This window comes from Streptococcus cristatus, assembly GCF_003943505.1.
Lineage (GTDB): Bacteria > Bacillota > Bacilli > Lactobacillales > Streptococcaceae > Streptococcus > Streptococcus cristatus_E.
In genome coordinates this window covers 146,659-172,042 of record NZ_RJPS01000004.1, presented here as the reverse complement: position 1 = coordinate 172,042, position 25,384 = coordinate 146,659, and the positions used below count along the sequence as shown (strand labels likewise).

Genomic DNA, 25,384 nt, shown 5'->3' with positions numbered 1-25,384 from the left:
ACCGAATTGTAATGTTTATTCAGCTTTTCGATTCTTGATTTCTACCAGTTTTTCACCAAAGTTCAGCAAGTTTTCCAAAATCTCGAAATCTTTTTTATTCCGAACATCAAAAATGACTTCAATCAAGCCTTGCTGCTCTCCAATTCGAGCTTTTAGATTTGTCGCTGACAAAGCTTCAAAATAATCCTGGGTCAGATAAATTTGCTGAGAGATTTTTTCAAAACGAATAATGACAGACTCTTGCTTCCGCTCAGCAAGTGCAACAAAAGCCTGATCAAGATAGGACTTGACTAAGCCAATCTCTAATAGGTAAGCCACTACGTCCGGATATTCTCCAAAACGGTCAATCAATTCATCTTGCAGATGTTCATAGTTTACACGTTTGTCAATATCACGAATTCTCTTGTAAACCTCAATTTTTTGACGTTCATCAGAAATATAATCACTTGGAAGATAGGCATCAATTTGAAGATTGATTTCAGCATTGCTTTTTTGGCGCTTGGTTTCCTTACCTTGCTTCTTAGCAATGGCCTCTTCCAAAAGTTGAGAATACATTTCAAATCCTACAGAATCAATGAAACCAGACTGTGAACTTCCTAAAATGTTTCCCGCTCCTCGGATAGACAAATCCCTCATCGCAATCTTAAATCCAGATCCCAACTCGGTAAATCCTTTAATGGCTTCCAGTCTTTTTTCTGAAACTTCAGTTAGAGTTTTATCTGGCCGATACATAAGATAGGCATAAGCGATTCGATTGCTGCGGCCAACTCGACCACGAAGTTGATACAAGGTTGACAGACCCATGTGGTCAGCATTTTCGATAAAGAGAGTATTTGCATTTGGAATATCGACACCTGTTTCGATGATCGTTGTCGTGACTAAAATATCATATTCGCCATTAACAAAGTCTAGTAAGGTATTTTCTAAACGCACCTCTGTCATCTGTCCATGAACATAACCAATTGAAGCCTCTGGAATCAACTCTTTTAATTCTGAAACTTTGTGCTCAATGGTGTCAACTTTATTGTAAAGGTAGTAAACTTGTCCGCCTCGGTCTATTTCACGTAAAACCGCATCCCGAACAACTGTCCTATTATTCTCTAAAACATAGGTTTGGACTGGATATCGATTTGTCGGTGGTGTTTCAATAACCGATAAATCTCGAATCCCTAGCATCGACATATGAAGGGTTCTTGGAATAGGAGTAGCCGTCAAGGTCAGAACATCAACCTTCTTTTTTAGTTCCTTTAACTTTTCCTTATGCTTGACACCGAAACGCTGCTCTTCATCTATCACCAGTAGTCCCAAATCGGAGAATTTCACATCTGCTGATAGGAGGCGATGGGTACCGATAATAATATCAATCTGCCCTTTTTCCAACTTTTCCAGAGTTTCTTTTTGCTCCCCTTTGCTTCTAAAACGGCTGAGAACATCGACATTTACGGCAAAATCATTGAAACGTTCTTTAAAGTTTGTGTAGTGTTGCTGAGCTAAAACAGTGGTCGGAACCAAGATAGCCACCTGTTTATGATCGTTGACAGCCTTAAAAGCAGCCCTCATAGCCACCTCTGTCTTCCCAAAACCAACATCGCCAACCAAGAGGCGATCCATAGGACGATCGCTCTCCATATCCTTCTTGATTTCCTGGATGCTTCTGAGTTGATCATCTGTTTCCACATACGGAAAGGCATTGTCAAACTCTACTTGATACTGGTCGTCACTAGAAAATTGGAAACCTTTTAATTGACTACGCTCTGCATATAATTTAATAAGGTCATCGGCAATGTCTTCAACCTGATGTTGTACTTTTTGCTTCGTTTTTTGGAAACGCCCATCATTTAACTTGTTAATTTTAGGTGCTTTTCCATCGCTAGCTACATATTTAGACAGAAGGTTGATTTGATCCACCGGAATGGAGATACGATCCGCATTTTGATACTGAATCGTCAAATAATCCCGATGAACTCCTGAAACTTCAATCGTTTCAATTCCTAAATAGCGACCAATACCGTGGATATTATGAACCACATAGTCGCCTTTTTCCAACTCATTATAGTCTTTCAGCCTTTCAGCATTAGAAATATTTTGACGACGAATCCTACGTTTGATTTTTTTCTGAATCATCTCATGTTCAGTAATCAAAACGATTTTTTCATCAACAAAATTAAATCCTTGAACTAGATTTCCTTCTATGAGCTGGACAGCTTTGTCATGGATGTCTTTGTCCTTGATGTAATCTAAATGAATCTCATAATCCTGTAAAGTTTTATGTAAACTTTGTAAACTTGAGGCTGAATTTGCCTGCAAGACTACCGTATAGTCTGATTTCCTAAAGCGATTGATTTCTTCTTTTAAAAGAGGAAACTGACTAAAGAATTCCTGCATTGGATATTGATTGAATTGATAAAGTGCATCAAATTTTAGATTTCCTAAGCCTTTGTGGAAGTTAGAAAAAAATGTAGCAGGTTTATATTTACGATAGTCCTGATAGTTATTTGCAAAGTATTGTTGATTTGACAGTGCTTTACTATTTTGTAAATCATCTGTCAAGATATTGGCAACTTCTAATTCAAACTGGGCATGCTTGTCCATTATCTTTTGAAAATCATCAAAAAATATAGGAGTGTGAGTTGGTAGATAGTCTAAAATAGTCCATTCTTTCTTATAAAAGAAGGAAAGAAATTTGCGAATATCTGCATGATGAGATTGCTCGCTAACAGAGCTTAATACTTCTTCTAAATAGGATTTTAAAGAAGGATCAATAACCGTAGAGAGGGACGCTTCTAGATTTTTCTGTCCCCTTGCATAATCTTCTTCTGTCAATAGAAGATCTGTAACAGGCTCTATCAAAATCTGTTCCACATTTTCAAGAGAAAGTTGATTTTCAGGATTGAAAATCCTTATGCCATCAATCTCATCTCCAAAAAACTCTATCCGATAAGGATATTGAGCCGAGCGTTCAAAAATATCTAGAATATCCCCTCTCAGACTATACTCTCCTTGACTGAGAACCTGAGAAACCTTTTTATAACCATTACTTGACAAGGACTTTACTAGGTTGTCAAGGTTATATTCTTCAGTAACAGAAAGGATAAGCTCAGATTTTTTAAAAATATCAGGCTTAGGCAAGAATAAACGACTGGCTGCGACGTTGATGATCAGAATCCCATTCTTCTCTTTGTCTGATAAAAATTTCATGGCCTCTAATCGGGCAAAGATTTTTTCTTGAGATGAAAAAACAAACTCAGCCAAAGGGGTATCATCTGCCAGAAAAGTATAAACTTTTTCTTCTCCCAACAAAGAAAGCAAATCACTAGCCAGACGCTCTGCTTCATTTTGACTCGAAGTGATGACTAGGATTTTCTCTTGCTCTTCTAAGCTACTGGCAATCGCCAAAGCTTTTGTCGAAGCTGAAAGTCCCATCATTAACTGCCGAGTCTTCTTTTGTAATTGTTTCTTCCAGTCTACAATTTGTCGGTTTCGACCAAATATATCAAGTAGTCTCATTGTCTTATCCATTGTATTGTTGCATGGTCTGCTCAAAATTCTCAGTTTGTAAATAATGATTTACAGCACTGTCAACTCTGTCTAATGTATTTAAAATACTGATATAGTCTTCCTGATCAAATTTCCCTAAAACATGATGAATAACTGACATATTATTTTTAGGTCTTCCTATGCCAATTTTTACTCGCTTGAATTCCTGTGTTCCAATATGTTTAATGATTGACTTAATACCATTGTGCCCGCCAGCCGAACCCTTGGTACGAAGACGAATTTTCCCAACTTCCATATCTAGATCATCATAAATAACAAGTAAGTCATCTATATCCAATCCGTAGTAAGTGAGCAAGGCATGGACTGCTTTTCCACTTTCATTCATAAAAGTAGTTGGTTTTACAAAATAGACTTTTTCTCCATTCAAGAAAGTTGAAGCAATTTCCGCTTGAAAAATCTTATCTGCTGTAAACTTTAGATTTAATTCTTTACACATCTTGTCAACTAACATAAAACCAACATTATGTTTTGTTTCGAAATATTTATCTCCTGGATTCCCCAATCCAACAATTAATTTTGTCATCTTACTCCTTTATAAAAGCCAAAAGGGCTGGAAATTTCTTTCCAACCTAGGTATTTTAAATTTACACTTAATTTACACGTTAAAGCGGAATTCCATAATATCGCCATCCTGAACGACATATTCTTTTCCTTCTTCACGCAAGCGTCCAGCTTCTTTTACAGCCTTTTCAGATCCATATTTCACTAAATCATCATAAGACATAGTCACTGCACGGATGAAACCTTTCTCAAAGTCTGAGTGGATAATACCAGCTGCTTGAGGAGCTTTCATGCCACGCTTAAAGGTCCAAGCCCGGACTTCCTTTTCACCAGCAGTAAAGTAGGTTCCAAGTCCCAATAGATGATAGGCTGCACGTGTCAATTTATCTACACCTGACTCTGTCAAGCCGATAGCTTCCAGAAATTCTGCCTTGTCTTCATCATCTAGTTCAGAAATTTCTTCCTCTGCACGCGCTGAGATGACAACAACCTCAGCATTTTCTGTAGCAGCAAATTCACGAATCTGCTTCACATAGTCAATATTGTCTGGATCAGCCACCTCATCTTCACTGACATTAGCCACATAAAGAACTGGCTTAGTCGTTAAGAGAAAGAGACCTTTGACGATTTTTTGTTCTTCTTCTGTAAACTCAATTGTGCGAGCTGACAGACCATCTTCCAGAACCGGCTTGATTTTTTGTAAAACATTGAATTCTGCAACTGAGTCTTTGTCCTTCTGGGTACGAGCCATCTTCTCAACACGCGCATAGCGTTTGTTAATGCTTTCCAGATCGGCCAAAATAAGCTCTAGATTGATGGTCTCAATATCAGCCATAGGGTCGACAAAGTCAGACTCACGACCCTGTTCCCGCATGACATTTTCATCATCAAAGGCACGGACTACATGGACGATAGCATCCACTTCACGGATATTGGCCAAGAATTTATTTCCCAGACCTTCCCCTTTTGAAGCTCCCTTTACAATACCAGCAATATCTGTAAACTCAAATGTAGTGGGAACCTTCTTTTGAGGTTTAATCAATTCTGTTAATTTGTCCAAACGAGCATCTGGCACTTCTACCCGACCGACATTTGGATCAATGGTCGCAAAAGGGTAGTTGGCAGCTTCTGCCCCTGCTTTTGTAATTGCATTAAATAAAGTTGACTTGCCTACATTAGGCAGTCCAACAATCCCTGCTGTTAAAGCCATTCGTATCTTCTCCATTCATCTTTTCAATCCAAACCATTATACCATAAATCCTTATCCTAAACAGCGGATTTGAATGAAAAATTTCCTGCTTTCTGGATAGAAATAAAAAATATTTTCTACAAAAAATGATATAATATAGTTAATATTTTGATAAAAGGAGTTAGCCATGAAAAAAATGACAATTAAAACTTTTATTCTTTCTTTCTTGACCATGTTTACTTTACTTTTTTTAGCTGCCTGCAGTGGCAGTCCTAAAAAAGCCTATTTTCAGTTGATTGACCAAAAGACCAAGCAAGACAGCCGGATTACTCTTGAGTATAAGGGCGATGATTTGCTGAACAATGAAACCAGCAATGTTTTCTATTATGAGCCTATCGGATTGACAAAAGATACCGCCAAAGAACAAATTGGAGGCTACATGCAAACGCTGGAAAACATTAAAGGACTTACTAATAAAATCGAATATAAAGACGATCATTTGACGCAAAAGATGACGATGGATTTTAGCAAGGCAGATATCTCAGAACTGAAAAGCAAGCAGCTTATTCAAACAGATGGAGACCAAAAAGCTAATTATATCAGTTATAAAGAAACGGTAAAATCCCTCGAAGCTTCTGGCTATAAAGAAGTCAAAGACGGCAAATTTGAAGAACTTAAATAAAAGCAGAAAACGGATAAGACTTTCTTGGTCTTATCCGTTCTTTGTTGATGAGGTAGGTCATTTAAAATTAGACTATTCGATAACCTTCTTCATTTTTCTTTCAAAATCATATCTACTCATCATGACAACGTGTTCGCAGTTGCTGCAGCGAATCTTAATATCTGCTCCCATGCGAACGACTTCCCAACGATTAGCCTTTTTGCCCGTTGACTTAATGGTACAGGCATGGGGCTTTTTCATTTCTACAAAAGTTCCAAGTTCGTACATCTTCTCTCCTTTTGACAATCTTTTTTTATTATCTTAAAAATACAGATTGGCGCTTCACTCCATCCTAGCTGTATTATACCACAAGTTTGGAATCAGCTGGCTTGTAAATGATCAAAATAAGACAAGGCGGATCGAGTCAACCTTGTCTTAAATATTATCTTCTAATTGGTACGGACTGGCGTGATCAGCTGGATAAAGTTTTCAGCATCTTCACTTGGCACCAAGGTGAAAGGCCGAACAGCCGAAATAAAGCTGATGGTCACCTTCTCGCTGTCGACTGCCTTTAGCGCTTCGATCAGATAGGTAGGATTAAAGCTGATGGCCAAATCTTCTCCTGACACACTTTCTGTATCAATTTCTTCATTCACGCGTCCAACTTCTGGTGAATGGACATGAGCGCTGACAATGCCCTTCACAATTTCCAATTTCACTGTTCCATTTTGGGTCGCATTGGACAGAAGACGAGACCGTTCCATGGCATGACGTAAATTATTGGTATTAAAGGTCACAACGCTTGAAAATTCTGTCGGAATCAAGCGGTCTGTATCAGGATAGTTTCCTTCCAGTAGGCGTGTATAGAAGCTGATATTTTCACTTCTAAAGAGAAGTTGATTATTGGCAAAGAAAACCTCTACTGTTTCAATTTCGTCTGTGAAAACAGCTGTAAATTCACGCAGAGAACGGCTAGGAATCACCACATCGAAGTCATCCCCCTTCTTGTCCAAAGTAATTTTCTTTTGGCTCATCCGGTGAGAGTCTGTCGCAACTGTTTTGAGGGATTGATTATCTGTCAAGACAAAATGAACACCCGTCAAAATAGGACGACTTTCTTGCGTACTAGCAGCAAAAGCTGTTTCATTAATGATGTTTTTGAGGACTTTCGTTTCTAAAATCAGAGGATTGCTGGTAGAGACTTCCTGAATACGTGGGTATTGATCTGCATCTTTTCCTTTTAGCGTAATTTCTGACTTGCCGCTGGTGAGGACGATTTGTTTTTGCTCAATTTCTTTAAAATCAAGCACGATATCTGGCAAGCTAGAAATGACATTGATAAAGAAATTTGCTTCAAGGAGGATCGAACCTGGTGAAGTAATCAAGAGCCCAGCATTCTCATTTTGCACTGAAATGAAGTTTTCAATGGAAATTTGACCATTGGAACCAATCAAAGTAATACCTTCTTTTGTCACATCAATTTTAACCGTTGATAAAATTGGAATAGCGTTTTTGGTACTGATAGCTCTCTTCGTTGTAGTCAAAGCTTGTAGGAATAAATTTTTATTAATAGAGAAGTGAATCATAGGGACTCCTTTTATTATTTATGATTATTAAGTTAATAGTAATAGTAGTTCTTGTGGAAGCTGTGGAAAAATGGAGTAAAGTATCTAAAATCAAGTTTTAAGACTTGTTCACAACCTGTGGAAAAAACTTAAGATTAGCTCAATCTTTTCCACACCCTTATTTTATCTTGTTTTTGATATTTTCGATTTCAAGTCGCAAGCTATCATCAGTTTCGAGTCGGTTTTTGATTTTTCCATGCGCGTGAATGACAGTTGTGTGGTCTTTGCCACCAAATTCTCGCCCGATTTTTGGTAGGCTATTGTCTGTTAGTTCGCGGGCTAGATACATGGCCACTTGTCGAGCCAAAACGATATTTTGGACGCGACGACTTCCCTTCATTTCTTTGACACTGACGCCATAGAAATTACCGACCTCAGACTGGATTTTTTCAATCGGAATGACTGTCACCTGACTAGAGTCCTGCTTGCGAGCTCGAATAGCTTCAGCAGCGATGTCAATCGTAATTTCCTTGAGATTGCGGACTCTTGCAATGAGCGTAATATCATTGAGGGCCCCTTCTAGATCACGGACATTCGAGTCAAATTGTCCGGCGAGGTACTCCAATGTATCATTAGGGAAAATATAGTTCAGATGTTCGATTTTGTTTCGGAGGATGGCAATCCGCGTTTCAAAATCGGGTGGTGTAATATTTTGAGTGAGGCCCCATTTGAAGCGCGTGACTAAGCGTTCTTCCAAATTATCAAGATGATCTGGACTGCGGTCGCTGGTCAGCACAATCTGCTTGTTATCGCCGTGCAGGGCATTAAAAGTATTGAAGAATTCTTCCTGGGTAGAGACTTTTTTGCCGCCAAGAGACTGGATATCATCAATCAAGAGCAAATCCAAGCTCCGATAGATTTTTTTGAAATTATCCATGTCACCGAGCCTTAGATGCTCCAGAAAGTCATTGATAAAGGTTTCTGCCGGAATATATTTTACACGCGCATCAGGAATATTTTCTAAAATTTGATTGCCGATAGCATTTAGTAAGTGGGTTTTTCCTAGACCTGGACCGCCATAGATAAATAGGGGATTATAAGTAGTCGCTAGATTTTCAGACACAGCCAAGGCTGCTGCTTTAGCCCAGATATTCCCGTCCCCTTGTACAAAATTATCAAATGTATATTTAGCTTTTAATCCAGTATCAATGGGCGGCAAACTTGGCCGAAATGGAGTTTTTTCAGGAAGTTCTTCCAGCTGATGTTTAGAAATACTGTCATGTCCTGTTTCTTCAAAGACGTATTTGGCCGTGATTTGATCGTTGAAAATTTCAAAGCCAGCTGTGAGAATAACGCCCACTAGGTTTTGTTCCCAAAATAGCTGTTTGACTGGGCTATCCAGAAAGATAGTGGCCTGGTTATTTTCAATGGCTATTAATTTTGCTTCTGCAACAAAAAAATCATAGGTTGTCTGTTTTAGTTGAGCAGCTGAAAGTTCTAAAATTCTTCGCCAAAATTCTTGCTCTTTGGTCATTGCCTCCTCCTTATCAAAAAATTATTCTCTATGTCGACTCTCATTTTAACATAAAAAGGCTAAGTTTTCCACAACTTGTGGAGAAAAATTAACAATGTTTATAACACTTATCCACAGATTGTGGATTATTAATAAAATCCTTATTTTTCAATATTTTAGGCTGCTTTAAAAGGTGGAAAAGTCTGTTAGTTTGAAAAAAGAAAATAACAGCCCTATTTCAGGCTGTTTATAATTCTTTGATACTCTTCCTCGTTTTCAAAAGGAATAACGATTTTTCCTTTTGAAGAATTTTTTAATTGAATGGAGACATTGAGGCCAAGGATTTTTTTCAATCTTTCTTCTTCCGAATGGGCAAAAATTTCTTTGTTCTTTTTGTTCTTTGATTTTTTGTTCTTTTGTAATGAAAGTTCGAGAGCACGAACGGATAAATTATCTTGAATGATTTTGTCCAGCCAAAAAACTTGCTCTTCCTTTTTGAGTGGAATGAGGAGACGAGCATGCCCTTGCGAAATCATTTCCTCTTTGACAGCGTCCATCATAAAAGCTGGCAGCTGTAACAGGCGGACAAGATTACTGATGTAAGGTCGAGATTTTCCCATGATTTTTGCAATTTCTTCATGGGTCAATCCTTTCTCAATCAGATGCTGATAGGATTCTGCTTCTTCAATCGGATTGAGGTCTTCTCTTTGCAAATTCTCGATGATGGCTTGCTTCATCATGTCATCGTCAGAGAGGTCTTTAATGAGGGCAGGAATATTTTCTAAGCCAGCAATCTTAGCAGCTCGAAATCGTCTTTCACCTGCTAAAATTTCGTAACCAAATAAGGAAGATTTTCTCAAAATAATGGGCTGGATAATTCCATTTTCTTTAATAGAGGCTGCCAATTCATTTATTTTTTCTTGAGAAAAGCTTTTTCTAGGCTGATAAGGATTGGTTCGAATGTCTTTTAGTGGTATGTATTGATAATTTTCCATTTGTATATAGCATAGCACACCTTTACGATCGTGTAAAGGTGTGTTGACAATTATGTAAAGGATTAGTTGTCACTTAAGTCCTGGGTTGATTTGGTCAATTTAATGGTTGTAGTAGCTTCTTTACCATCCCTGAAGTAAGTCACTTTCAACTCATCTCCCAGAGAGTGCCTGTAGAGAGCAGATTGTAAATCACTGGTTGACTCAACATCCTTATCGTCAACTTTTGTGATGACATCGTATTTCTGAAGTTTATTTTCAGCAGGCATTCCTTCTTGCACAGAGCGGACAAGGATACCTGATTTTACAGATGAAGGCAGACGTAGTTTTGCTAAGTCAGAAGTGGCGATATTAGATAAATCGAGCATTTGGATACCCAGAGCTGGACGAGTTACTGTTCCAGTTTTCTCTAATTGCTTGATAATATTGACAACATCGTTTGATGGAATTGCAAAGCCCATACCTTCTACAGCAGTCTGACCATTGTGAGAGATTTTGCTGGACGTAATACCAATAACTTGTCCTTGGATATTGATGAGTGGACCACCAGAGTTACCAGGGTTGATAGCAGCATCTGTTTGCAAGGCAGTCGTGGAAATATTTTGGCCGTCTTCAGATTGGAGAGTTACATTTCTACCCAAACTAGAGATGATTCCTTGTGTAACAGAGTTAGCGTATTCTGTTCCGAGAGGGCTTCCGATGGCAATAGCAGTTTCTCCTACTGTTAGGGAGTTGGAATCTCCAAATTCAGCTACATCTTTCACCTTTTCAGAGCTAATTCTTACTACAGAAATATCAGAATAAACATCTGATCCCACCACTTCACCAGGAACCTTACTACCATCTGCTAGTAGAATATCGGGATTTTTTGCTCCATTTAGCACGTGAGTATTGGTAACAAGGTAGGCATATTTTCCTTCCTTCTTATAAATGACACCTGATCCCTCACTAGCTACTTGAGGATCACTGGTTGATTCATTATTGATCACTCCTTCCTGATTAGAACCGGTATAAGTAATCACCGATACAACTGCGTTTTGCACTTTTTTTACAGCCTTTGTGGTGTCGGTTGTGTTTTTATAAGACGTTGATACAGTGGTCTTTGAGCTAGAAGGACTGATATTAGCCATTTTATTATTAAGAAATGCAGTGGCTAAATTTCCTAGGCTTCCGCCGATAAATCCTACAACTAAAACAATAAAAAGCAACAAAGATTTTTTAAAGAAATTTGAAGCGTTTTTCATATTTTCCTCCTTGATTACAATTGATGAAATTATAGAAATCTATTCTTAATTATAACTTAAAATTCACAAGTTTTCCACAACTTGTGGAAAACTTATAAAAAATGTTGATAGAGGTTAGAAAATACATATATCCAACCAGTTTTCCATAAAAAACTGATGTGAATAAAGTGTGAAATCCATGTGGATATGATAGAATGGAAATATGAAAATAAAGCTTGTAACCGTTGGAAAATTAAAAGAAAAGTATCTCAAGGATGGAATTGCTGAATATGCCAAACGCCTGAGTCGATTTTCTAAGTTAGAAATTGTAGAATTAGCAGACGAAAAAACACCAGATAAGGCCAGTGAGCTAGAAAATCAGCAAATCCTCGAAAAAGAGGGAAATAGGATCTTAGCAAAAATCTCTGAACGAGAATTCGTAGTCGCTTTAGCTATTGAAGGAAAGCAATTTCCTTCAGAAGAGTTTAGTTCGATTTTGAATGACATCACAGTTCGTGGATTTTCTGATATTACATTTGTGATTGGTGGCAGCTTGGGTCTGTCTCCTGCTGTCAAAAAAAGAGCTAATCTACTGATGAGTTTTGGAAAATTGACCCTGCCTCATCAATTGATGCGCCTTGTTTTGGTAGAGCAAATTTATCGGGCTTTCATGATTCAACAGGGAAGTCCCTACCATAAGTAAATCTTGACGATACTAGATTTTTCTGATAGAATGAAAAGGTATCGGTCTCATAGCTCAGCTGGATAGAGCATTCGCCTTCTAAGCGAACGGTCGCAGGTTCGAATCCTGCTGGGATCATAATATGCATTACTCAGACACGAAAAATTTCGTGTTTTTTTATTATATTTTTGAGAAAACGACATTTCAGGAATAAAAAATGACATTTCAGGGAAAGATGACAGATTATTTGAAATTTTATTTATAATAGATCTTGTAAGGTAACACTTACGAAAAAATATTTAGGAGAATCTATTATGAAAAATACTCAGAAAAACTTTAAAACAATCGCTCAATTCCCGGTCTTGAATGAAAAAGAACTTAAAGAAGTTCTTGGAGGAGATTTTAGAAAGATAGGCCTTCCTCGAATTATTTTTAAGTAAAGGAAGTAATTAGGAGATAAAAATGATATTAAACTTCATTTTATGGTTTATATGTGAATTAATAGAAATTTTTGCAATTGTAAAAATATATAAAAAAGTAGAGAGTAAAGTAAAATCTAGATTTTACTTTATTTGTCTTTGTATTTTTACAGTTATTATTGCTCCTTTAGCATCTCTGATTAATTTATTACTCTATTACATCATTTTAATGGTGCAACCTTTCCTTTTTTATGCTTATTTTTATAAGAAAGAAAAGTTGCCTAATTATCTTTCTTTATTTTTATCTTTTTTCCTTTATTTAGCAACTCAGGCTTCGTCTACCTTTTTTTCAGTTATTATTTCATCCATTACAGGGGATCAATTTGTAAAAAGTAATTGGGCTATCTTTTATATCACGATAAACAGTATCTCTGTTTTGTTTATGCTAAAATCCATTGATTATTTTGAATTTCAACTGAGAGATTTTAAAGACTCTTCCTTTAAAAAGACAGTTCAAAAGATTAATATTTATTATTTTCTAACGATTCTCATATTAAATGTTTCTCATTGGTTAAGTGAAGACGATCATTTTAATAGTTTTAGTAGTATGCTAGCGACTATTTGTTTCTTGATCTTTATGACGACTCTTTTCTATTTGAAGGCGATTCGGGAAAAGTATGAAAAAGAAGAGGAGATTCGACAAAGAGAATTGGAACAGTTGCAGCTGCAGCAGTATACAGATGAAATTGTTTCTCTCTATAATGAAATTCGTGGTTTCCGTCATGATTATGCTGGCATGCTGACCAGCTTTCAGACGGCCATCAATACTCAAGATATCAAGGAAATTGAAAAAATATATCAAGAAGTTTTAGTCGATGCGAATTTGAAATTACGTTCGGACAAATATACCTATTTTGATTTGAACAATGTTGGTGACTCAGCTCTCCGAAGCGTTATGACGGAGACTTTATTCAAAGCGCGTGAGCACCAGATTGATTTGACATTCGAAGTCAAAGATCCTGTTGAGAAATTACCGATTAAGCTATTAGATGTGGTAAGAATGGCTAGTATATTGCTAAACAATGCTGTTGAAGGCGCAATCGAAAGCTATGAAAAAATGATTCATGTAACTTTAGTTCAACTCGATACGGAAATCATTTTTGTTGTAAAAAATTCCCGCAAGCAAAGGAAATTAGATTTAGAAGAAATTTATGAACCAGAGTTCTCAACGAAAGGTTATCGAAGAGGCCTAGGTTTAAATAATCTGAAAGAAATTTTAGAGAATTATGAATATATCATGCTCGATACAGAAATAAGTAAGTATGATTTCACCCAAGTATTAACAATTAAAAGAAGGAATAGTTTATGAGAATCTTAGCATTAGAAGATACTTTAGCTCACCAAATCCGCATGGAAAAAACTTTAGCAGAGATTGCTGAAGAAATGGGGCTTGATATCCAGGTCAAAATCACAGGAAAAATTCAGGAATTTAAGGACTACGTCGAAAATGAAGATGTCAATCAGATTTATTTTCTGGATATAGATATTAAAGGGGAAGAGACCAAAGGATTGGAGGTTGCTCGTTTTATTCGTCATCATAATCCATATGCCATTATTGTCTTTGTAACTTCAAAATCAGAGTTTGCGACCATGACCTTTAAATATAAAGTATCTGCTCTTGATTTTATTGACAAGGATATTAACGATGATTCGTTTAAAAAACGTATAAAAGATTGTATCATTTATACGAAAAACACCTTAATTACAAACACTAACATGGTTGATTATTTTGAATACAGCTATCGAGGCAATGATGTGCGCGTACCATTTAATGATATTTTATATATCGAAACCTCAAGCTCCTCTCATAAGTTACGGATGGTCGGAAAAAACTTTATAAAGGAATTTTATGGAACGATTGCCAGTGTTCAAGAGCAGGATGAGAAAACACAACGTTTTTTTGCTTCCCATAAATCTTTCTTAGTCAATATCGATAATATCTGCGATTATGATAAGAAAACAAAGGAAATTATATTTTATGAAGGCCGTCGTTGCCCTGTTTCTAGGCTAAGAACAAAACATTTAAAAGAAATTTTAAAAAATAAATAAAAAAACTGTTGACAAAGATTCAAAACCTGATATAATAGAATATGTTCTGAAAAGAACATAGATGGTCCGTTGGTCAAGGGGTTAAGACACCGCCTTTTCACGGCGGTAACACGGGTTCGAATCCCGTACGGACTATACTATCCGCCATAGCTCAGTTGGTAGTAGCGCATGACTGTTAATCATGATGTCGTAGGTTCGAGTCCTACTGGCGGAGTAAAAGAGTTTCAGGTATGCGAATTACCAAGAATGAAAAGAGGACAATTGTCCTCTTTTTTTGTGTGATATGAGGCAGAAATTTGATAAGTTTGATATAATAATTTTAGAAAATATGTTCAAGAGGTTTCTTATGAAATCATTAAAATTTCAATCTGTTTTTGACATTATCGGGCCGGTCATGATTGGCCCTTCCAGCAGTCACACTGCAGGTGCTGTGCGTATCGGCAAGATCGTATCTTCGATTTTTGATGACACACCGACCGAGGTGGAATTTCAGCTTTTTAATTCCTTTGCAAAGACTTATCGCGGACATGGTACAGATTTGGCCTTGGTAGCCGGTATTTTAGGAATGGATACGGATGATCCTGAAATTCCTAACAGCCTTGAAATTGCCCATAAACGCGGTATCAAGATTATCTGGACCATTCAGAAAGATAGCAATGCTCCTCATCCAAATACGACAAAAATCACGGTTAAGAATGACTATAAGACCATCAGTGTAACGGGTGTATCTATCGGTGGTGGAAATATTCAGGTGACCGAGTTAAATGGCTTCTCAGTCTCTCTCAGCATGAATACGCCAACCATTATCATCGTCCACCAAGATGTTCCAGGTATGATTGCCCATGTCACGGAGGCTCTATCACGTTACAATATCAATATTGCTCAAATGACGGTGACTAGAGAAAAAGCGGGTGAGAAAGCGATTATGATCATTGAGGTGGATAGTCGTAGTTGCGAAGAGGCTATCGAAGAGATTCGGAAAATTCCTCATCTTCACAATGTCAATTTCTTTAAATAGGAGAAGAGATGTTTTATTCAATAAAAGAGTTGGTTGAGCAAGCTGATTTAGACTTTAATGGCAATGTCGCTGAATTAATGATTGCGACCGAGTATGAATTGACAGGTCGGGAAAGAGACGAAGTTTTACGCCTGATGGGCCGAAATCTTGAGGTGATGAAAGCTTCGGTTTTACTTGGGCTTGATGAGAGTAAATCTCGCAGTGGATTGACTGGTGGAGACGCAGCCAAACTGCACCACTATATCCAGTCAGGGAAGGCCTTGTCAGATCACACTGTGCTGACTGCTGCAAAAAATGCCATTGCAGTCAATGAGCACAACGCTAAAATGGGGCTGGTTTGTGCAACTCCTACGGCTGGTAGTGCCGGCTGCTTGCCAGCCGTGCTTACATCAGCGATTGAAAAATTAGATTTGACAGAGGAGCAGCAATTAGAATTTTTGCTGGCTGCTGGCGCTTTTGGCTTGGTTATTGCCAATAACGCTTCTATTTCCGGTGCAGAAGGAGGCTGTCAAGCCGAGGTTGGCTCCGCTTCTGCGATGAGTGCAGCTGCTTTGGTTCTGGCTGCTGGTGGCTCTGCTTTTCAGGCGAGTCAAGCTATCTGTTTTGTCATCAAAAATATGCTGGGCTTGATTTGCGATCCTGTGGCTGGTCTGGTAGAAGTACCTTGTGTTAAAAGAAATGCTATGGGAGCCAGCTATGCCTTCATCGCAGCGGACATGGCTCTGGCCGGAATCGAGTCCAAAATCCCTGTTGACGAAGTCATTGATGCTATGTACCAGGTCGGCTCTAGCCTGCCTACTGCCTTCAGGGAAACAGCTGAAGGAGGGCTAGCTACAACTCCTACAGGCCGCAGACTTTCAAAAGAAATTTTTGGAGAATAAATAGTATCTTTGAGTAAGAAAAAATGACTAAAGATTTTTAGTCATTTTTTCTTATTTTAGTAAGCCCAAGCAGATAGTCCTTGTGCACTGTAAGCACGGTAAGCTGCTTGAATTTGATCTTCAACAGTTGCAGTAGATCCCCAACCTGGCATTGTTTGGAAAAGACCACTTGCTCCTGATGGGTTGTAAGCATCGACTTGTCCGTTAGATTCACGAGCAATAATATTTTCCCATGTAGATGCAGACACTCCTGTCATTTCAGCCATACGAGCAGCTGCGTAAGAACCTACAGCACCTGGAGTATTACCATTTGCGAGTACGACATCTGATGAATAGGCAGAGTAGTCTGAAGTTGCAGTAACTGCAGGAGTTTCTGTCGTTACTGGAGTTTCCGTAGCTACTGGGGCAGCTGGAGTTACTGGAGCTGGGACTGCTGGTGTCGCTGGTGAGACAGCAGGTGCTGATGTTGTTTGTTTTGCAACATCTTTCAAATCACCTAATTCCAAAACTTGTCCAGTCATGATAAAATCTGGATTTGAAATTTTGTTTAATTCTACCAAACGTTCAACAGTTGTTTTTTTACTTTCAGCGATTTCTGATAGGGTATCTCCAGCTTTTACTGTATAAGATTCAGCACTAGCAACAATAGTTGATGCAAATAGTGTTGCTGTAGCAATCGTTCCTGCTAGAGTCAATTTTTTCACTTTCATACTCATTTTAAAAGTTTTCTCCTTTAGTTATAATACTATCATACACATTAAATATTACTAAAAGATTACATTTTAAGTACGAATATTACAAAAATATTGAGATTTACACATAAAAATATTATTTTAAAAGGATTTTTAGTGTATTTCATTAGATCTCTAACAAAAATATTGCTATCAAACTTATACTATTCTTTATTTTTTCAAGAAAAAGAGTAAGATACCGATCAGGAAAATAGAGAGAATAGCCAGATTGTCAATCATTTTCCAAGAAAGTTGTCGATAGCGGCTTCTTCCTTCACCACCACTATAGCCACGCGCTTCCATTGCGATAGCTAAGGCGTCTGCCCGTTTGAAACTAGAAGCAAATAAGGGAATTAAGATTGGAATGATTGATTTGACCTTTTGAACAATCGTTCCTTCGCCAAAATCAACTCCTCGAGCCCTCTGAGCGTTCATAATTCTCGTAGTGTCATCCATTAAAGTTGGTACGAAACGCAGGCTCATAGAAAGCATGAGGCCAATTTCATGCGTAGGAACTTTAAAGACTTTGAGTGGTTTCAGTAGAGCTTCCACTGCATCTGAAAGGCTAAGTGGTGTTGTGGTTAAGGTCAGAAGGGTTGAGAAAAAGATAATCAAAACAAAACGGCTAAAGATAATCCCCGCTTGAGAAAGACCAAATTCCGTAATTTTAATAAAACCAAACTGGAAAAGTACCTTGCCTCCCCCCGTCAGAAATAACTGGAAGAGGGTGGTAAAGGCAATGATGAAAACCATGGATTGAATGCCCTTTAGGAAGAATGTCAAAGGAACTTTTGAGAGAAAAATCAGAGTAAAAACGAAAACAAATAGCAGCAAATTAGTGATGAGATTGTTGGCCCAGAAAATTAATAAAATAAAGAAGAACATGGCCACCAATTTACTGCGCGGATCCAATCGATGGATGACTGAATTTCCTGGGATATACCGTCCTAAAATCAATTTATCCATGCATCATCTCCTTAAATTCCTCAATCGTAATTGGATAATGAGAAAATTTTATTCCTTTTTCAGCTAATTCTTGGGCAAATTTCGTGATTTTCGGAACTCCTAGCTGAATCTTTTCCATAAAATCGACATCTTGAAAAACCTGAGCAGGCTGACCGCTTTTGACGACGCAGCCCTTCTCTAACACATAGACCGTATCGGCAAAATTAGCAACATCATCCATTAAATGGGTTACAAGAACAATGGTCATTCCAGCTTGATGCAGTTTCTTAAAGAGTTCCATCAATTCCTTGCGCCCTGCTGGATCAAGTCCAGCTGTTGGCTCATCCAGAACCAAGATATCAGGCTCCATTGCTAGGATTCCGGCAATGGCGACCCTTCTCATCTGACCGCCAGAAAGTTCAAAAGGACTGCGGCTAAGCAATTCTTCAGAAATGCCAACAAGGCTTAATTTTTCACGCGCTAAAGCCTCGGCTTCTTCTTTAGAGACACCAAAATTTTGCGGACCAAAGGCCACATCTTTCAAAACAGTCTCATCAAAAACCTGACTTTCAGCAAACTGAAACACCAAACCAACCTGTTTACGAACTTGTTTAATGTCCTTGTTAACGGAATTTGAAGTGATGGTGACATGATTGACTTGCACGCTGCCCTCGCTAGGGGTCAGCAAGCCATTCAAGAGCTGTAAAATGGTTGATTTTCCGCTGCCAGTGTGTCCAATCAAAGCCGTATAGCTACCATCTTTAATTTCCAAATCAACTTCAAAAAGCGCTGGACCCTCAAATGGAGTTCCAGCCTGATAGGTATAACTGACTTTATTTAGAGTAATTCCCATAATTGTTCCTGCAATTCTTTTTCAGTTAAATAGGTTTCTGGCAGAGTGAGCCCAGTTTGAATCATGGCAGATTTGACCTGGTTGACAAAGGGTTGATCTAAGCCTAAGTCTTCCAAATCAGGTCTAGAAAAGAGTTCTCTCGGTGTAGCAGTTGACTCAACCTGACCATTTTTCATAACAAGTACACGGTCACTCAGCGAAATCTCGTCCAAATCGTGAGTAATGGAGATGACTGTTAAATGATTCTTATCTTTAATTTCCTTGACAGTCCGAATCAATTCCAGTCGTCCTTCTGGGTCTAACATACTTGTTGCTTCATCCAAGATGATAATATCTGGCTGGAGCGCGACTACGCCAGCAATAGCGACTCTTTGCTTCTGCCCGCCAGAAAGTCGAGCAGGTTCTCTCTCTTTAAAATTCTGCATGCCGACTAGCTCCAGCGCCTCATGGACACGTTTCACCATCATGGGATAATCCATGCCTTGATTTTCCAGACCAAATGCAACGTCATCCTCAACAGTCGCCCCAACAAACTGATTATCAGGATTCTGAAAGACCATGCCGATTTGGCGACGTTTTTCCCAAACATTATCAGCCGTCAATTTATCTCCAGAAATAATAATATCGCCACTCTCGGCCTCCAAAAGACCGTCAATCAAACGAACAGTAGTCGATTTTCCGCTACCATTGTGACCGACAATAGACAACCATTCTCCTTGTTTCACGTGAAACGATACGTCTTTTAAAATATAATCTTCAGAGGTATGGTCATAACGATAACTAAGATTTTTTACTTCAATGATATTTTCCATATTATTTAAATGTATCTTTAAAGAGATAGGCACTGCCCTTGAAATAACCATAGCCAGAATAAATAGTGAAAATCAGGGCTATGTAAAGGAGAATCTGACCGAGTAACGTCCAATGGAGCAGAAGAAAGAGGATGGCAAACATCTGCGTGAAAGTCTTGATCTTGCCTGGCATAGCGGCCGCTAGAACTGTTCCGCCAGTTTCGACTAGGAGAAGTCTCAAACCAGTGACGGCCAGCTCTCGGCAAATAATGATAGCTACCACCCAAGCAGGAGCCATTTTCATTTCAATCAGCATGATAAAAGCGGACATAACCAGCAATTTATCGGCCATGGGATCAGCAAATTTTCCAAAATTGGTCACGACCTGCCACTTGCGCGCCAGATAGCCATCAAGGTAGTCTGTGATGCTGGCAAGGGCGAAAATGATTCCAGCTAGGATATGCATGGCTGGCGAATGCCCAAAAGTCAAAATCAAAATAAAGATTGGAATTAAGGCAATTCTGGCAAGGGTTAAAGCGTTGGGAATATTTTCTTTTTTCATCATTCTTCCTTTAAGATTCAATTGTAAGGGTAATTATAGCACTGTCGCTGGTCAAGGTAGATAGGTCTATTTTCTGATTGCCGACAGTGACAGTGACGCCTTTTACAACTCCTAAGGTAATTGTATAAGTGGTATTGGGAGAGAGTGTCACTGTTTGGTTTGATTGGGTTGGAGTAAGGGTTGTACCTGCTGCCAAGTCTGTATTTGTCACACTAATCCAGCTTGAGGTGTTGCTTGCTGAGATTGTTAACTGAGTAGTTTGCGACTCACCGCGATATTTTGCAGTTAAATAGTTTCCTTCTCCAGTGACTTCCAGCTTTTCTTTTGTTGAGCTAGAGTCTGTGGTGGAGGTCTCAGGTGGAGTTGAACGATCTTCGAGACTTGAGCTAGAGCCGAGGCTGTAACTATCGGAGCTGCTAAACTGCGGAGTAGTTATATTTGCATATTGCCAAACATAATAGGTGACAAAAATAATGATAGACAAGGCAACTACTAGGAAATAAAAGAGCGGAAGCGAGAAAGAACGATTTTTATATTTTCTACTTCGAAATTCTTCGTTTTCAGCTAATTCAATTTCGTCATAAACGACAGTATTATCTGTGTCGTAGGCCTCTAAAAGAATTGTCTCGTCTAAATCCAAGGCCCAAGCATATTTTCGTAGCAGGCTACGGACGTAAAAGGTATTCGGAAATTTTTCGTATTGATTGTTTTCAAGAGCCTTTAGGTAGTCAGTTTTTATATCTGTTTTTTTGGCTGCATCTGCTAAAGTAAGTTTTTGATTTACTCGAGCAAGTCTGAGTACCTCTCCTATCGTTTTTTTTCTCATAGGGATAGTCCTTTTCTCTTAGACATTATTCTAACAAAATTTTGAAATAAACTCGGAACTATTTTGGGAAAATAGTAAAATCTGTCATATCACACTGGTCAATAAAGCGACATCCGACTTTTAAGACGTCATTTAGAGTGATATCCTGTAAAATCTTAGGTAAATCAAAAAGATTTTCACCTTTTAAATGCGGTTCATACTGGGTTGCCATGTATTCAAGAGAATTTAGACCGTGCAGAAGATCTCCAAACATTTCACTTTTAATGGTGTCTAGATGTGTTTCTGTGACATCTGGATCTTGAGCAAACTTCCGAATGGCTGAGCGGAATTGATGAGAAATCCCTACTGGTTCCTGCGTGTCCATAGTTAGGATGACAAAGTGGAAATCCTTTTCCACCTCTACTTCAAGAGTGAGCGAATTGTCAATCTTGCCATTTTCATACAGGGTCTGGAAACGCTTGGAAGTCCAACCAAACATCATGGCAAAAAGTAGTTTCAGGGCAATTTTATAGCGATAAAGCTCCGTATCCTGTATCGCATCTTTGCCACGAATACCGATCGCCAACTTAGGACTGGCAACTTCCATCCGACTAGTAGAGGTTGGAATTACTGTCTGTAAGATGAGAGGCTCTTTTTCAATCGTTTCAGTTAATAATTGAGGCGATAAGGTCTTTTGTGTTTGGACAATGTCTTCAAAAGTGGACTCCAAATCAAAATTACCAATGATAAATAAAGTCATATTGGACGGACGGTAGAAAAGCTCAAAGTTCTCTGTCAGATCTTCCATAGTAATATCCATGATTGACTCTGTCGTTCCGGCGATATCTTCTGCTAGTGGAGTTTGAGGATAGAGATTACTCAAAGCACCAAAGAAGAGCCGATAATCTGGATCGTCTTGGTACATCTCGATTTCTTGCTGGATAATTCCTTGCTCACGCTGAACAGATGCTTCTGAAAAATTAGCTTGGGAAACGAGTTCCTGCAACAGCTTTAGATTTTCTGCTACACAGTTTGTCGTAGAAAACAGATAGCTGGTTCGTGTAAAGCTTGTAAAGGCATTACTTTCTGCGCCAAACTTGGTAAATTCCTGCAGCAAATCCTCGCCGTTTTCACGCTCGAATAATTTGTGCTCCAAAAAATGCGCAATCCCTGCTGGATAATGAGAAACTTGCTTTGTTTCACGTGAAACAACCTTAGTATCAACAGAGCCAAAATGGGTTGAGATGATGCCGTAGGTTTCATTAAAATCATTTTTAGGGAGTAGGTAAACCTGCAATCCATTTGCTAGCACCGCCCGATAGATGCTTTCTCCCACGGCTATATAATTGATTTTTTCTAGACCTGGATTCTGCATTATTTCCCTTCCATAAAGTAAATCGCCTGTAATTTCAACTGTTGGGCTGCCTCTATAAGATCAGCTTTGCTGACATTTTCTAATGCTTTCAGCCAAGCCTCTAGTGACAGAAATTTTTTCCCTAGAACAGAGGACATGTAAGCACGCTCAATTAAGGTGTTTTGTCGATCCTGAGCCAGAAGGATCGAATTTTTTAGCATATTCTTGGTTTGTTCAAGTTCCTCATCTGTGAAATGGCCCCGCTTCAAATCTAGAATTTGGCGGTTGATTAAAGCTATGGTCTTTGTCCGATTTGCTCGGTCAATTCCAGCATAGATTCGCATCAAACCAGAAAAAATATCAAAATTGCTAGAAATGGTGTAGGCCAAACTCTCTTTTTCCCGAACATTGACAAAGAGTTTGGAGTGGGCAAATCCTCCTAATAAGCCATTCAAAACAATCAGTGGTAAGTGGCTGCGATCCCCATATTGACTAGAAAAATGGTAGGCCAGTTCAACAATCGACTGATTTACATCTCGCTGCTCCAGCTTTTCTCTAGTTATATTTGAATAGTTTTGTTGGTAGCTAAGCTGTAAAGGCTGCTCTCGTTCAGAAAACTGGAATTCTTGGATTTTCTCACGGACAGCAATCTCATTAAAATCACCGATGAAGAAAAAATCAATTTGATCCTGATTTAGCATTTGCTGAAAAGCAGCAAAACTAGTTTCAGCTGTTTCTTTTTCTACTAGCTCGATTGTTCCCACGCGTGGAATCCGCATTTCTGGTAAATCGTAAAATAAATTATTTAACTCTCTGTGAGCATGGTAGAAATGATTCTCAATTTCAGCTTCCAAGTCTGTTAAAACATTTCTCTTTTCAATTTCAAAGGTTTTAGTATCAAAAGCCTTTCCATTTGACAGAGGAAAAAAGAAACTAGCCTTCAAAAAATCTAGCATTTCATCTGCCAACACATTTTTTCGGCTCAAAAATTGATCCCGCACGAAAGAAAGATTGATATCCAGATAATGCACTAATCCCCGTCGTGAAAGGCTTGTCGAGTAATTAGCACCGTATAAATTCGCTAATTTTTCTCGAAAGGCTTGCGATGTTGGATAAAGAGCATTTGAAGTCTCTAGCATACTGGCCGTAAGAACCCGCCCAGCTATTGTTTTTTCAGACATAGGAGCTGAAAATCGCACTTTAATTTTATTAGTTTTAAATTTTTCTGATTGAATGAAGTGAAGATGTACTCCTTTTATGATTTCCATTGCGCTCCTCATACCGAATAATATAGACTTCTATTATAACATGAAATGCTGTTTAATGCTTTGTAAGGAACGGCATTTTTAGTGATTAAAGCGTTTTCTGTTTTTCTAGTAAAACTTGTCCTTGAATGAGGCTACCACGGAACAGTTTCTGCTTAAATTATGATATAATGACAAGGGTTGAGGTGAAATATGGAATATAAATTATTTGACGAATACATTACTCTACAGGCTCTCTTAAAAGAAGTCGGTATCATCCAAAGTGGCGGAGCAATCAAGTCCTTTTTAGCAGATAATCAGGTCTTTTTTAACGGCGAACTAGAAAATAGACGAGGAAAAAAACTTAGAATTGGAGATGTCGTCTCTCTCCCAGACCAAGAACTGGAGATTGTCCTCCTTGCCCCAAGTCAGGAGGAGATCCTTGAACATCAAGAGGAGCAAGTAGAGAAAAAAAGAGTGACAGACTTAGTTAAAGCCATGAATAAGGACTTGAAAAAATCTCAACCATCAAAAAAAGAACAGAAGAAAAGAAAGCCCGAGCAGAGAAGCAAAAAAGCACCTGTTCGCTTTCCAGGAACCTAAGCCATGTGGTTAAAAACACTGAAAATTAAACATTTTCGTAATTACCAAGCTGCAGAGGTTAATTTTGATCCTGGCCTTAATATCTTTCTGGGGCAAAATGCACAGGGGAAAACCAATATTCTAGAAGCCATCTATTTTTTAGCCCTTACTCGCAGTCACCGAACCCGAACCGATAAGGATTTGATTCATTTTCAAGAGAAAAATCTTCAAATTTCAGGAATCATTGAAAAAACAACGGGTAAAATCCCACTTGACATCGAGTTGACACCAAAGGGGAGAATCACCAAGATAAATCATTTAAAACAAGGGAAATTATCAGATTATATAGGGGTTGTCAATGTTGTCTTGTTTGCTCCAGAAGATTTACAGCTCATTAAAGGCGCCCCTGCTTTACGCCGAAAATTTATTGATATTGAGCTTGGGCAAATCAAGCCCATCTACCTTGCTGACTTATCTAGCTACAATCATGTGCTCAAGCAAAGAAATGCTTATCTTAAGTCCAATGATAAGATAGATGAAACCTTTCTCTCTGTTTTAGATGAGCAACTGATTGATTTTGGTTGTCGTGTCATGCAACATCGCTTAGAATTTATTGAAAAGCTGGAAGGTTTTGCTCAGGAAAGCCATAGCGATATTTCTCAAGGGAAAGAGAAATTGACAATCAAGTACTTATCCTCTGTTCCGTTTTCATGCCTCGAAGACTTGGAAGCTTCTTTTCGAGCAGCCTTATCAGAAAGTCGTAGACGTGATCTTTTCAAAAAAAATACAGGTGTCGGACCTCACCGAGACGATATCAACTTTTTTATCAATGATATGGAAGCTGGATTTGGTAGCCAAGGCCAACATCGTAGCCTTGTCCTATCTATTAAATTAGCTGAAATTAAACTCATCGAAAATCTTACGAAAGATACTCCTATATTATTGCTTGACGATGTAATGAGCGAACTTGACAACATGCGTCAATTAAAATTACTAGAAACTATCTCTCAAAACATCCAGACATTCATTACGACAACCAGCTTAGATCACTTACAAAATCTACCAGATGATATCAATATTTTTCAGATAAGTCAGGGTGTAATAAAGAAAGAAGAGAACCTTAATTTTACAAATGAGTAAAATAGTTGTAAATTTGATTTACAACTTTGTAAACTAAAAAAACAACCTTGTCAAGGAGTTGACAAG

At 38.3% G+C, this 25,384-nt stretch carries 25 protein-coding genes and 3 tRNA genes; 12 read left to right on the top strand and 16 right to left on the bottom strand.

Features of this window, described 5'->3' with window-relative positions:
• Positions 1-15 precede the first annotated feature (15 nt).
• The 3 genes from mfd to ychF all read right to left on the bottom strand — a co-directional run bounded on the left by mfd (position 16) and on the right by ychF (position 5,269).
• Positions 16-3,519 carry a transcription-repair coupling factor gene (mfd, locus tag D8792_RS05330; protein ID WP_125373198.1) on the bottom strand — a complete coding sequence of 1,168 codons (3,504 nt, stop codon included), beginning with the start codon at positions 3,517-3,519 and terminating at the stop codon, positions 16-18.
• A complete protein-coding gene (pth, locus tag D8792_RS05325) occupies positions 3,512-4,081 on the bottom strand; it encodes an aminoacyl-tRNA hydrolase (RefSeq protein WP_125373197.1) in 570 nt (189 codons plus the stop codon). Before pth ends, mfd begins: the two co-directional genes overlap by 8 nt.
• Before the next feature lie 72 nt (positions 4,082-4,153).
• On the bottom strand, positions 4,154-5,269 hold the full coding sequence (ychF, locus tag D8792_RS05320; protein ID WP_125373196.1) for a redox-regulated ATPase YchF: 1,116 nt from the start codon (positions 5,267-5,269) through the stop codon (positions 4,154-4,156).
• A gap of 166 nt (positions 5,270-5,435) precedes the next feature.
• Between ychF and D8792_RS05315 the strand changes: the two genes are divergently transcribed.
• Complete coding sequence (locus D8792_RS05315) at positions 5,436-5,930, top strand: DUF1307 domain-containing protein (protein WP_125373195.1); 495 nt, start codon at positions 5,436-5,438, stop codon at positions 5,928-5,930.
• A gap of 72 nt (positions 5,931-6,002) precedes the next feature.
• On the opposite strand, the gene D8792_RS05310 is transcribed toward D8792_RS05315, so the two are convergent.
• From D8792_RS05310 to htrA, 5 genes are all read right to left on the bottom strand, one after another.
• Positions 6,003-6,197: a DUF951 domain-containing protein gene (locus tag D8792_RS05310; protein WP_005591376.1), complete on the bottom strand. Its 195-nt coding sequence runs from the start codon at positions 6,195-6,197 to the stop codon at positions 6,003-6,005.
• A gap of 161 nt (positions 6,198-6,358) precedes the next feature.
• Positions 6,359-7,495 carry a DNA polymerase III subunit beta gene (dnaN, locus tag D8792_RS05305; protein ID WP_125373194.1) on the bottom strand — a complete coding sequence of 379 codons (1,137 nt, stop codon included), beginning with the start codon at positions 7,493-7,495 and terminating at the stop codon, positions 6,359-6,361.
• A gap of 157 nt (positions 7,496-7,652) precedes the next feature.
• Positions 7,653-9,008, bottom strand: coding sequence for a chromosomal replication initiator protein DnaA (gene dnaA, locus D8792_RS05300; protein WP_125373193.1), 1,356 nt, complete (start codon positions 9,006-9,008; stop codon positions 7,653-7,655).
• A 212-nt stretch (positions 9,009-9,220) separates the two neighbouring features.
• On the bottom strand, positions 9,221-9,982 hold the full coding sequence (locus D8792_RS05295; protein WP_125373192.1) for a ParB/RepB/Spo0J family partition protein: 762 nt from the start codon (positions 9,980-9,982) through the stop codon (positions 9,221-9,223).
• 62 nt (positions 9,983-10,044) lie between these two features.
• Positions 10,045-11,223, bottom strand: coding sequence for a serine protease HtrA (htrA, locus tag D8792_RS05290; RefSeq protein WP_125373191.1), 1,179 nt, complete (start codon positions 11,221-11,223; stop codon positions 10,045-10,047).
• Between the two features lie 202 nt (positions 11,224-11,425).
• Between htrA and rlmH the strand changes: the two genes are divergently transcribed.
• The 9 genes from rlmH to sdaAA all read left to right on the top strand — a co-directional run bounded on the left by rlmH (position 11,426) and on the right by sdaAA (position 16,311).
• A complete protein-coding gene (gene rlmH / locus D8792_RS05285) occupies positions 11,426-11,905 on the top strand; it encodes a 23S rRNA (pseudouridine(1915)-N(3))-methyltransferase RlmH (protein WP_125373190.1) in 480 nt (159 codons plus the stop codon).
• Between the two features lie 43 nt (positions 11,906-11,948).
• Positions 11,949-12,022: transfer RNA gene (locus D8792_RS05280), tRNA-Arg, on the top strand.
• 176 nt (positions 12,023-12,198) lie between these two features.
• The gene (locus tag D8792_RS05275; RefSeq protein WP_048792298.1) at positions 12,199-12,324 is read left to right on the top strand and encodes a bacteriocin; all 126 of its coding nucleotides are present in this window, start codon (positions 12,199-12,201) and stop codon (positions 12,322-12,324) included.
• A 22-nt stretch (positions 12,325-12,346) separates the two neighbouring features.
• The gene (locus D8792_RS05270) at positions 12,347-13,672 is read left to right on the top strand and encodes a sensor histidine kinase (RefSeq protein WP_048792297.1); all 1,326 of its coding nucleotides are present in this window, start codon (positions 12,347-12,349) and stop codon (positions 13,670-13,672) included.
• Entirely contained in the window at positions 13,669-14,412 is a 744-nt protein-coding gene (comE, locus tag D8792_RS05265) for a competence system response regulator transcription factor ComE (protein WP_125373189.1), read from the top strand. The genes D8792_RS05270 and comE overlap by 4 nt, the downstream gene beginning before the upstream one ends.
• Positions 14,413-14,475: 63 nt before the next feature.
• A tRNA-Glu gene (locus D8792_RS05260) sits at positions 14,476-14,547 on the top strand.
• A gap of 5 nt (positions 14,548-14,552) precedes the next feature.
• Positions 14,553-14,626 (top strand) — tRNA-Asn (locus tag D8792_RS05255).
• Positions 14,627-14,758: 132 nt separating this feature from the next.
• Positions 14,759-15,430 (top strand): L-serine ammonia-lyase, iron-sulfur-dependent subunit beta, encoded by a 672-nt coding sequence (gene sdaAB / locus D8792_RS05250; protein WP_125373188.1) that lies wholly within the window; start codon positions 14,759-14,761, stop codon positions 15,428-15,430.
• An 8-nt stretch (positions 15,431-15,438) separates the two neighbouring features.
• Positions 15,439-16,311, top strand: a complete 873-nt coding sequence (gene sdaAA / locus D8792_RS05245; protein WP_125373187.1) for an L-serine ammonia-lyase, iron-sulfur-dependent, subunit alpha — start codon at positions 15,439-15,441, stop codon at positions 16,309-16,311.
• Positions 16,312-16,367: 56 nt separating this feature from the next.
• Here sdaAA and D8792_RS11690 read toward each other — a convergent pair whose 3' ends face one another.
• The 8 genes from D8792_RS11690 to yfmF all read right to left on the bottom strand — a co-directional run bounded on the left by D8792_RS11690 (position 16,368) and on the right by yfmF (position 23,620).
• Positions 16,368-17,027 (bottom strand): LysM peptidoglycan-binding domain-containing protein, encoded by a 660-nt coding sequence (locus D8792_RS11690; protein ID WP_005591387.1) that lies wholly within the window; start codon positions 17,025-17,027, stop codon positions 16,368-16,370.
• Positions 17,028-17,213: 186 nt separating this feature from the next.
• Positions 17,214-18,008 (bottom strand): energy-coupling factor transporter transmembrane component T family protein, encoded by a 795-nt coding sequence (locus tag D8792_RS05235; RefSeq protein WP_125373186.1) that lies wholly within the window; start codon positions 18,006-18,008, stop codon positions 17,214-17,216.
• Positions 18,001-18,840 (bottom strand): energy-coupling factor ABC transporter ATP-binding protein, encoded by an 840-nt coding sequence (locus tag D8792_RS05230; protein ID WP_125373185.1) that lies wholly within the window; start codon positions 18,838-18,840, stop codon positions 18,001-18,003. The genes D8792_RS05235 and D8792_RS05230 overlap by 8 nt, the downstream gene beginning before the upstream one ends.
• Complete coding sequence (locus D8792_RS05225; protein ID WP_185758404.1) at positions 18,825-19,652, bottom strand: energy-coupling factor ABC transporter ATP-binding protein; 828 nt, start codon at positions 19,650-19,652, stop codon at positions 18,825-18,827. Before D8792_RS05225 ends, D8792_RS05230 begins: the two co-directional genes overlap by 16 nt.
• A 1-nt stretch (position 19,653) precedes the next feature.
• The gene (pgsA, locus tag D8792_RS05220) at positions 19,654-20,193 is read right to left on the bottom strand and encodes a CDP-diacylglycerol--glycerol-3-phosphate 3-phosphatidyltransferase (RefSeq protein ID WP_125373183.1); all 540 of its coding nucleotides are present in this window, start codon (positions 20,191-20,193) and stop codon (positions 19,654-19,656) included.
• 10 nt (positions 20,194-20,203) lie between these two features.
• A complete protein-coding gene (locus D8792_RS05215; protein ID WP_125373182.1) occupies positions 20,204-21,019 on the bottom strand; it encodes a RodZ domain-containing protein in 816 nt (271 codons plus the stop codon).
• A 58-nt stretch (positions 21,020-21,077) separates the two neighbouring features.
• Positions 21,078-22,373: an EF-P 5-aminopentanol modification-associated protein YfmH gene (gene yfmH / locus D8792_RS05210; protein ID WP_125373181.1), complete on the bottom strand. Its 1,296-nt coding sequence runs from the start codon at positions 22,371-22,373 to the stop codon at positions 21,078-21,080.
• Positions 22,373-23,620, bottom strand: coding sequence for an EF-P 5-aminopentanol modification-associated protein YfmF (yfmF, locus tag D8792_RS05205; protein ID WP_312023815.1), 1,248 nt, complete (start codon positions 23,618-23,620; stop codon positions 22,373-22,375). Before yfmF ends, yfmH begins: the two co-directional genes overlap by 1 nt.
• A gap of 189 nt (positions 23,621-23,809) precedes the next feature.
• Here yfmF and yaaA point away from each other — a divergent pair, with 189 nt between their 5' ends.
• Both yaaA and recF read left to right on the top strand, forming a co-directional pair.
• The gene (gene yaaA / locus D8792_RS05200; protein WP_125373179.1) at positions 23,810-24,199 is read left to right on the top strand and encodes a S4 domain-containing protein YaaA; all 390 of its coding nucleotides are present in this window, start codon (positions 23,810-23,812) and stop codon (positions 24,197-24,199) included.
• A gap of 3 nt (positions 24,200-24,202) precedes the next feature.
• Positions 24,203-25,318, top strand: a complete 1,116-nt coding sequence (recF, locus tag D8792_RS05195; protein WP_125373178.1) for a DNA replication/repair protein RecF — start codon at positions 24,203-24,205, stop codon at positions 25,316-25,318.
• Positions 25,319-25,384 lie beyond the last annotated feature (66 nt).

Excerpts from the sequence above, each read along its gene's own strand:
- D8792_RS05235 (WP_125373186.1), bottom strand. The coding sequence starts at position 18,008 with ATGGATAAATTGATTTTAGGACGGTATATCCCAGGAAATTCAGTCATC.
- D8792_RS05215 (WP_125373182.1), bottom strand. The coding sequence starts at position 21,019 with ATGAGAAAAAAAACGATAGGAGAGGTACTCAGACTTGCTCGAGTAAAT.
- dnaA (WP_125373193.1), bottom strand. The coding sequence starts at position 9,008 with ATGACCAAAGAGCAAGAATTTTGGCGAAGAATTTTAGAACTTTCAGCT.
- dnaN (WP_125373194.1), bottom strand. The coding sequence starts at position 7,495 with ATGATTCACTTCTCTATTAATAAAAATTTATTCCTACAAGCTTTGACT.
- yaaA (WP_125373179.1), top strand. The coding sequence starts at position 23,810 with ATGGAATATAAATTATTTGACGAATACATTACTCTACAGGCTCTCTTA.
- D8792_RS05315 (WP_125373195.1), top strand. The coding sequence starts at position 5,436 with ATGAAAAAAATGACAATTAAAACTTTTATTCTTTCTTTCTTGACCATG.
- recF (WP_125373178.1), top strand. The coding sequence starts at position 24,203 with ATGTGGTTAAAAACACTGAAAATTAAACATTTTCGTAATTACCAAGCT.
- sdaAA (WP_125373187.1), top strand. The coding sequence starts at position 15,439 with ATGTTTTATTCAATAAAAGAGTTGGTTGAGCAAGCTGATTTAGACTTT.
- D8792_RS05230 (WP_125373185.1), bottom strand. The coding sequence starts at position 18,840 with ATGGGAATTACTCTAAATAAAGTCAGTTATACCTATCAGGCTGGAACT.
- pth (WP_125373197.1), bottom strand. The coding sequence starts at position 4,081 with ATGACAAAATTAATTGTTGGATTGGGGAATCCAGGAGATAAATATTTC.
- yfmF (WP_312023815.1), bottom strand. The coding sequence starts at position 23,620 with ATGGAAATCATAAAAGGAGTACATCTTCACTTCATTCAATCAGAAAAA.
- D8792_RS05310 (WP_005591376.1), bottom strand. The coding sequence starts at position 6,197 with ATGTACGAACTTGGAACTTTTGTAGAAATGAAAAAGCCCCATGCCTGT.
- D8792_RS11690 (WP_005591387.1), bottom strand. The coding sequence starts at position 17,027 with ATGAGTATGAAAGTGAAAAAATTGACTCTAGCAGGAACGATTGCTACA.
- ychF (WP_125373196.1), bottom strand. The coding sequence starts at position 5,269 with ATGGCTTTAACAGCAGGGATTGTTGGACTGCCTAATGTAGGCAAGTCA.
- D8792_RS05295 (WP_125373192.1), bottom strand. The coding sequence starts at position 9,982 with ATGGAAAATTATCAATACATACCACTAAAAGACATTCGAACCAATCCT.
- D8792_RS05275 (WP_048792298.1), top strand. The coding sequence starts at position 12,199 with ATGAAAAATACTCAGAAAAACTTTAAAACAATCGCTCAATTCCCGGTC.
- pgsA (WP_125373183.1), bottom strand. The coding sequence starts at position 20,193 with ATGAAAAAAGAAAATATTCCCAACGCTTTAACCCTTGCCAGAATTGCC.
- yfmH (WP_125373181.1), bottom strand. The coding sequence starts at position 22,373 with ATGCAGAATCCAGGTCTAGAAAAAATCAATTATATAGCCGTGGGAGAA.
- comE (WP_125373189.1), top strand. The coding sequence starts at position 13,669 with ATGAGAATCTTAGCATTAGAAGATACTTTAGCTCACCAAATCCGCATG.
- D8792_RS05270 (WP_048792297.1), top strand. The coding sequence starts at position 12,347 with ATGATATTAAACTTCATTTTATGGTTTATATGTGAATTAATAGAAATT.
- mfd (WP_125373198.1), bottom strand. The coding sequence starts at position 3,519 with ATGGATAAGACAATGAGACTACTTGATATATTTGGTCGAAACCGACAA.
- sdaAB (WP_125373188.1), top strand. The coding sequence starts at position 14,759 with ATGAAATCATTAAAATTTCAATCTGTTTTTGACATTATCGGGCCGGTC.
- htrA (WP_125373191.1), bottom strand. The coding sequence starts at position 11,223 with ATGAAAAACGCTTCAAATTTCTTTAAAAAATCTTTGTTGCTTTTTATT.
- rlmH (WP_125373190.1), top strand. The coding sequence starts at position 11,426 with ATGAAAATAAAGCTTGTAACCGTTGGAAAATTAAAAGAAAAGTATCTC.
- D8792_RS05225 (WP_185758404.1), bottom strand. The coding sequence starts at position 19,652 with ATGGAAAATATCATTGAAGTAAAAAATCTTAGTTATCGTTATGACCAT.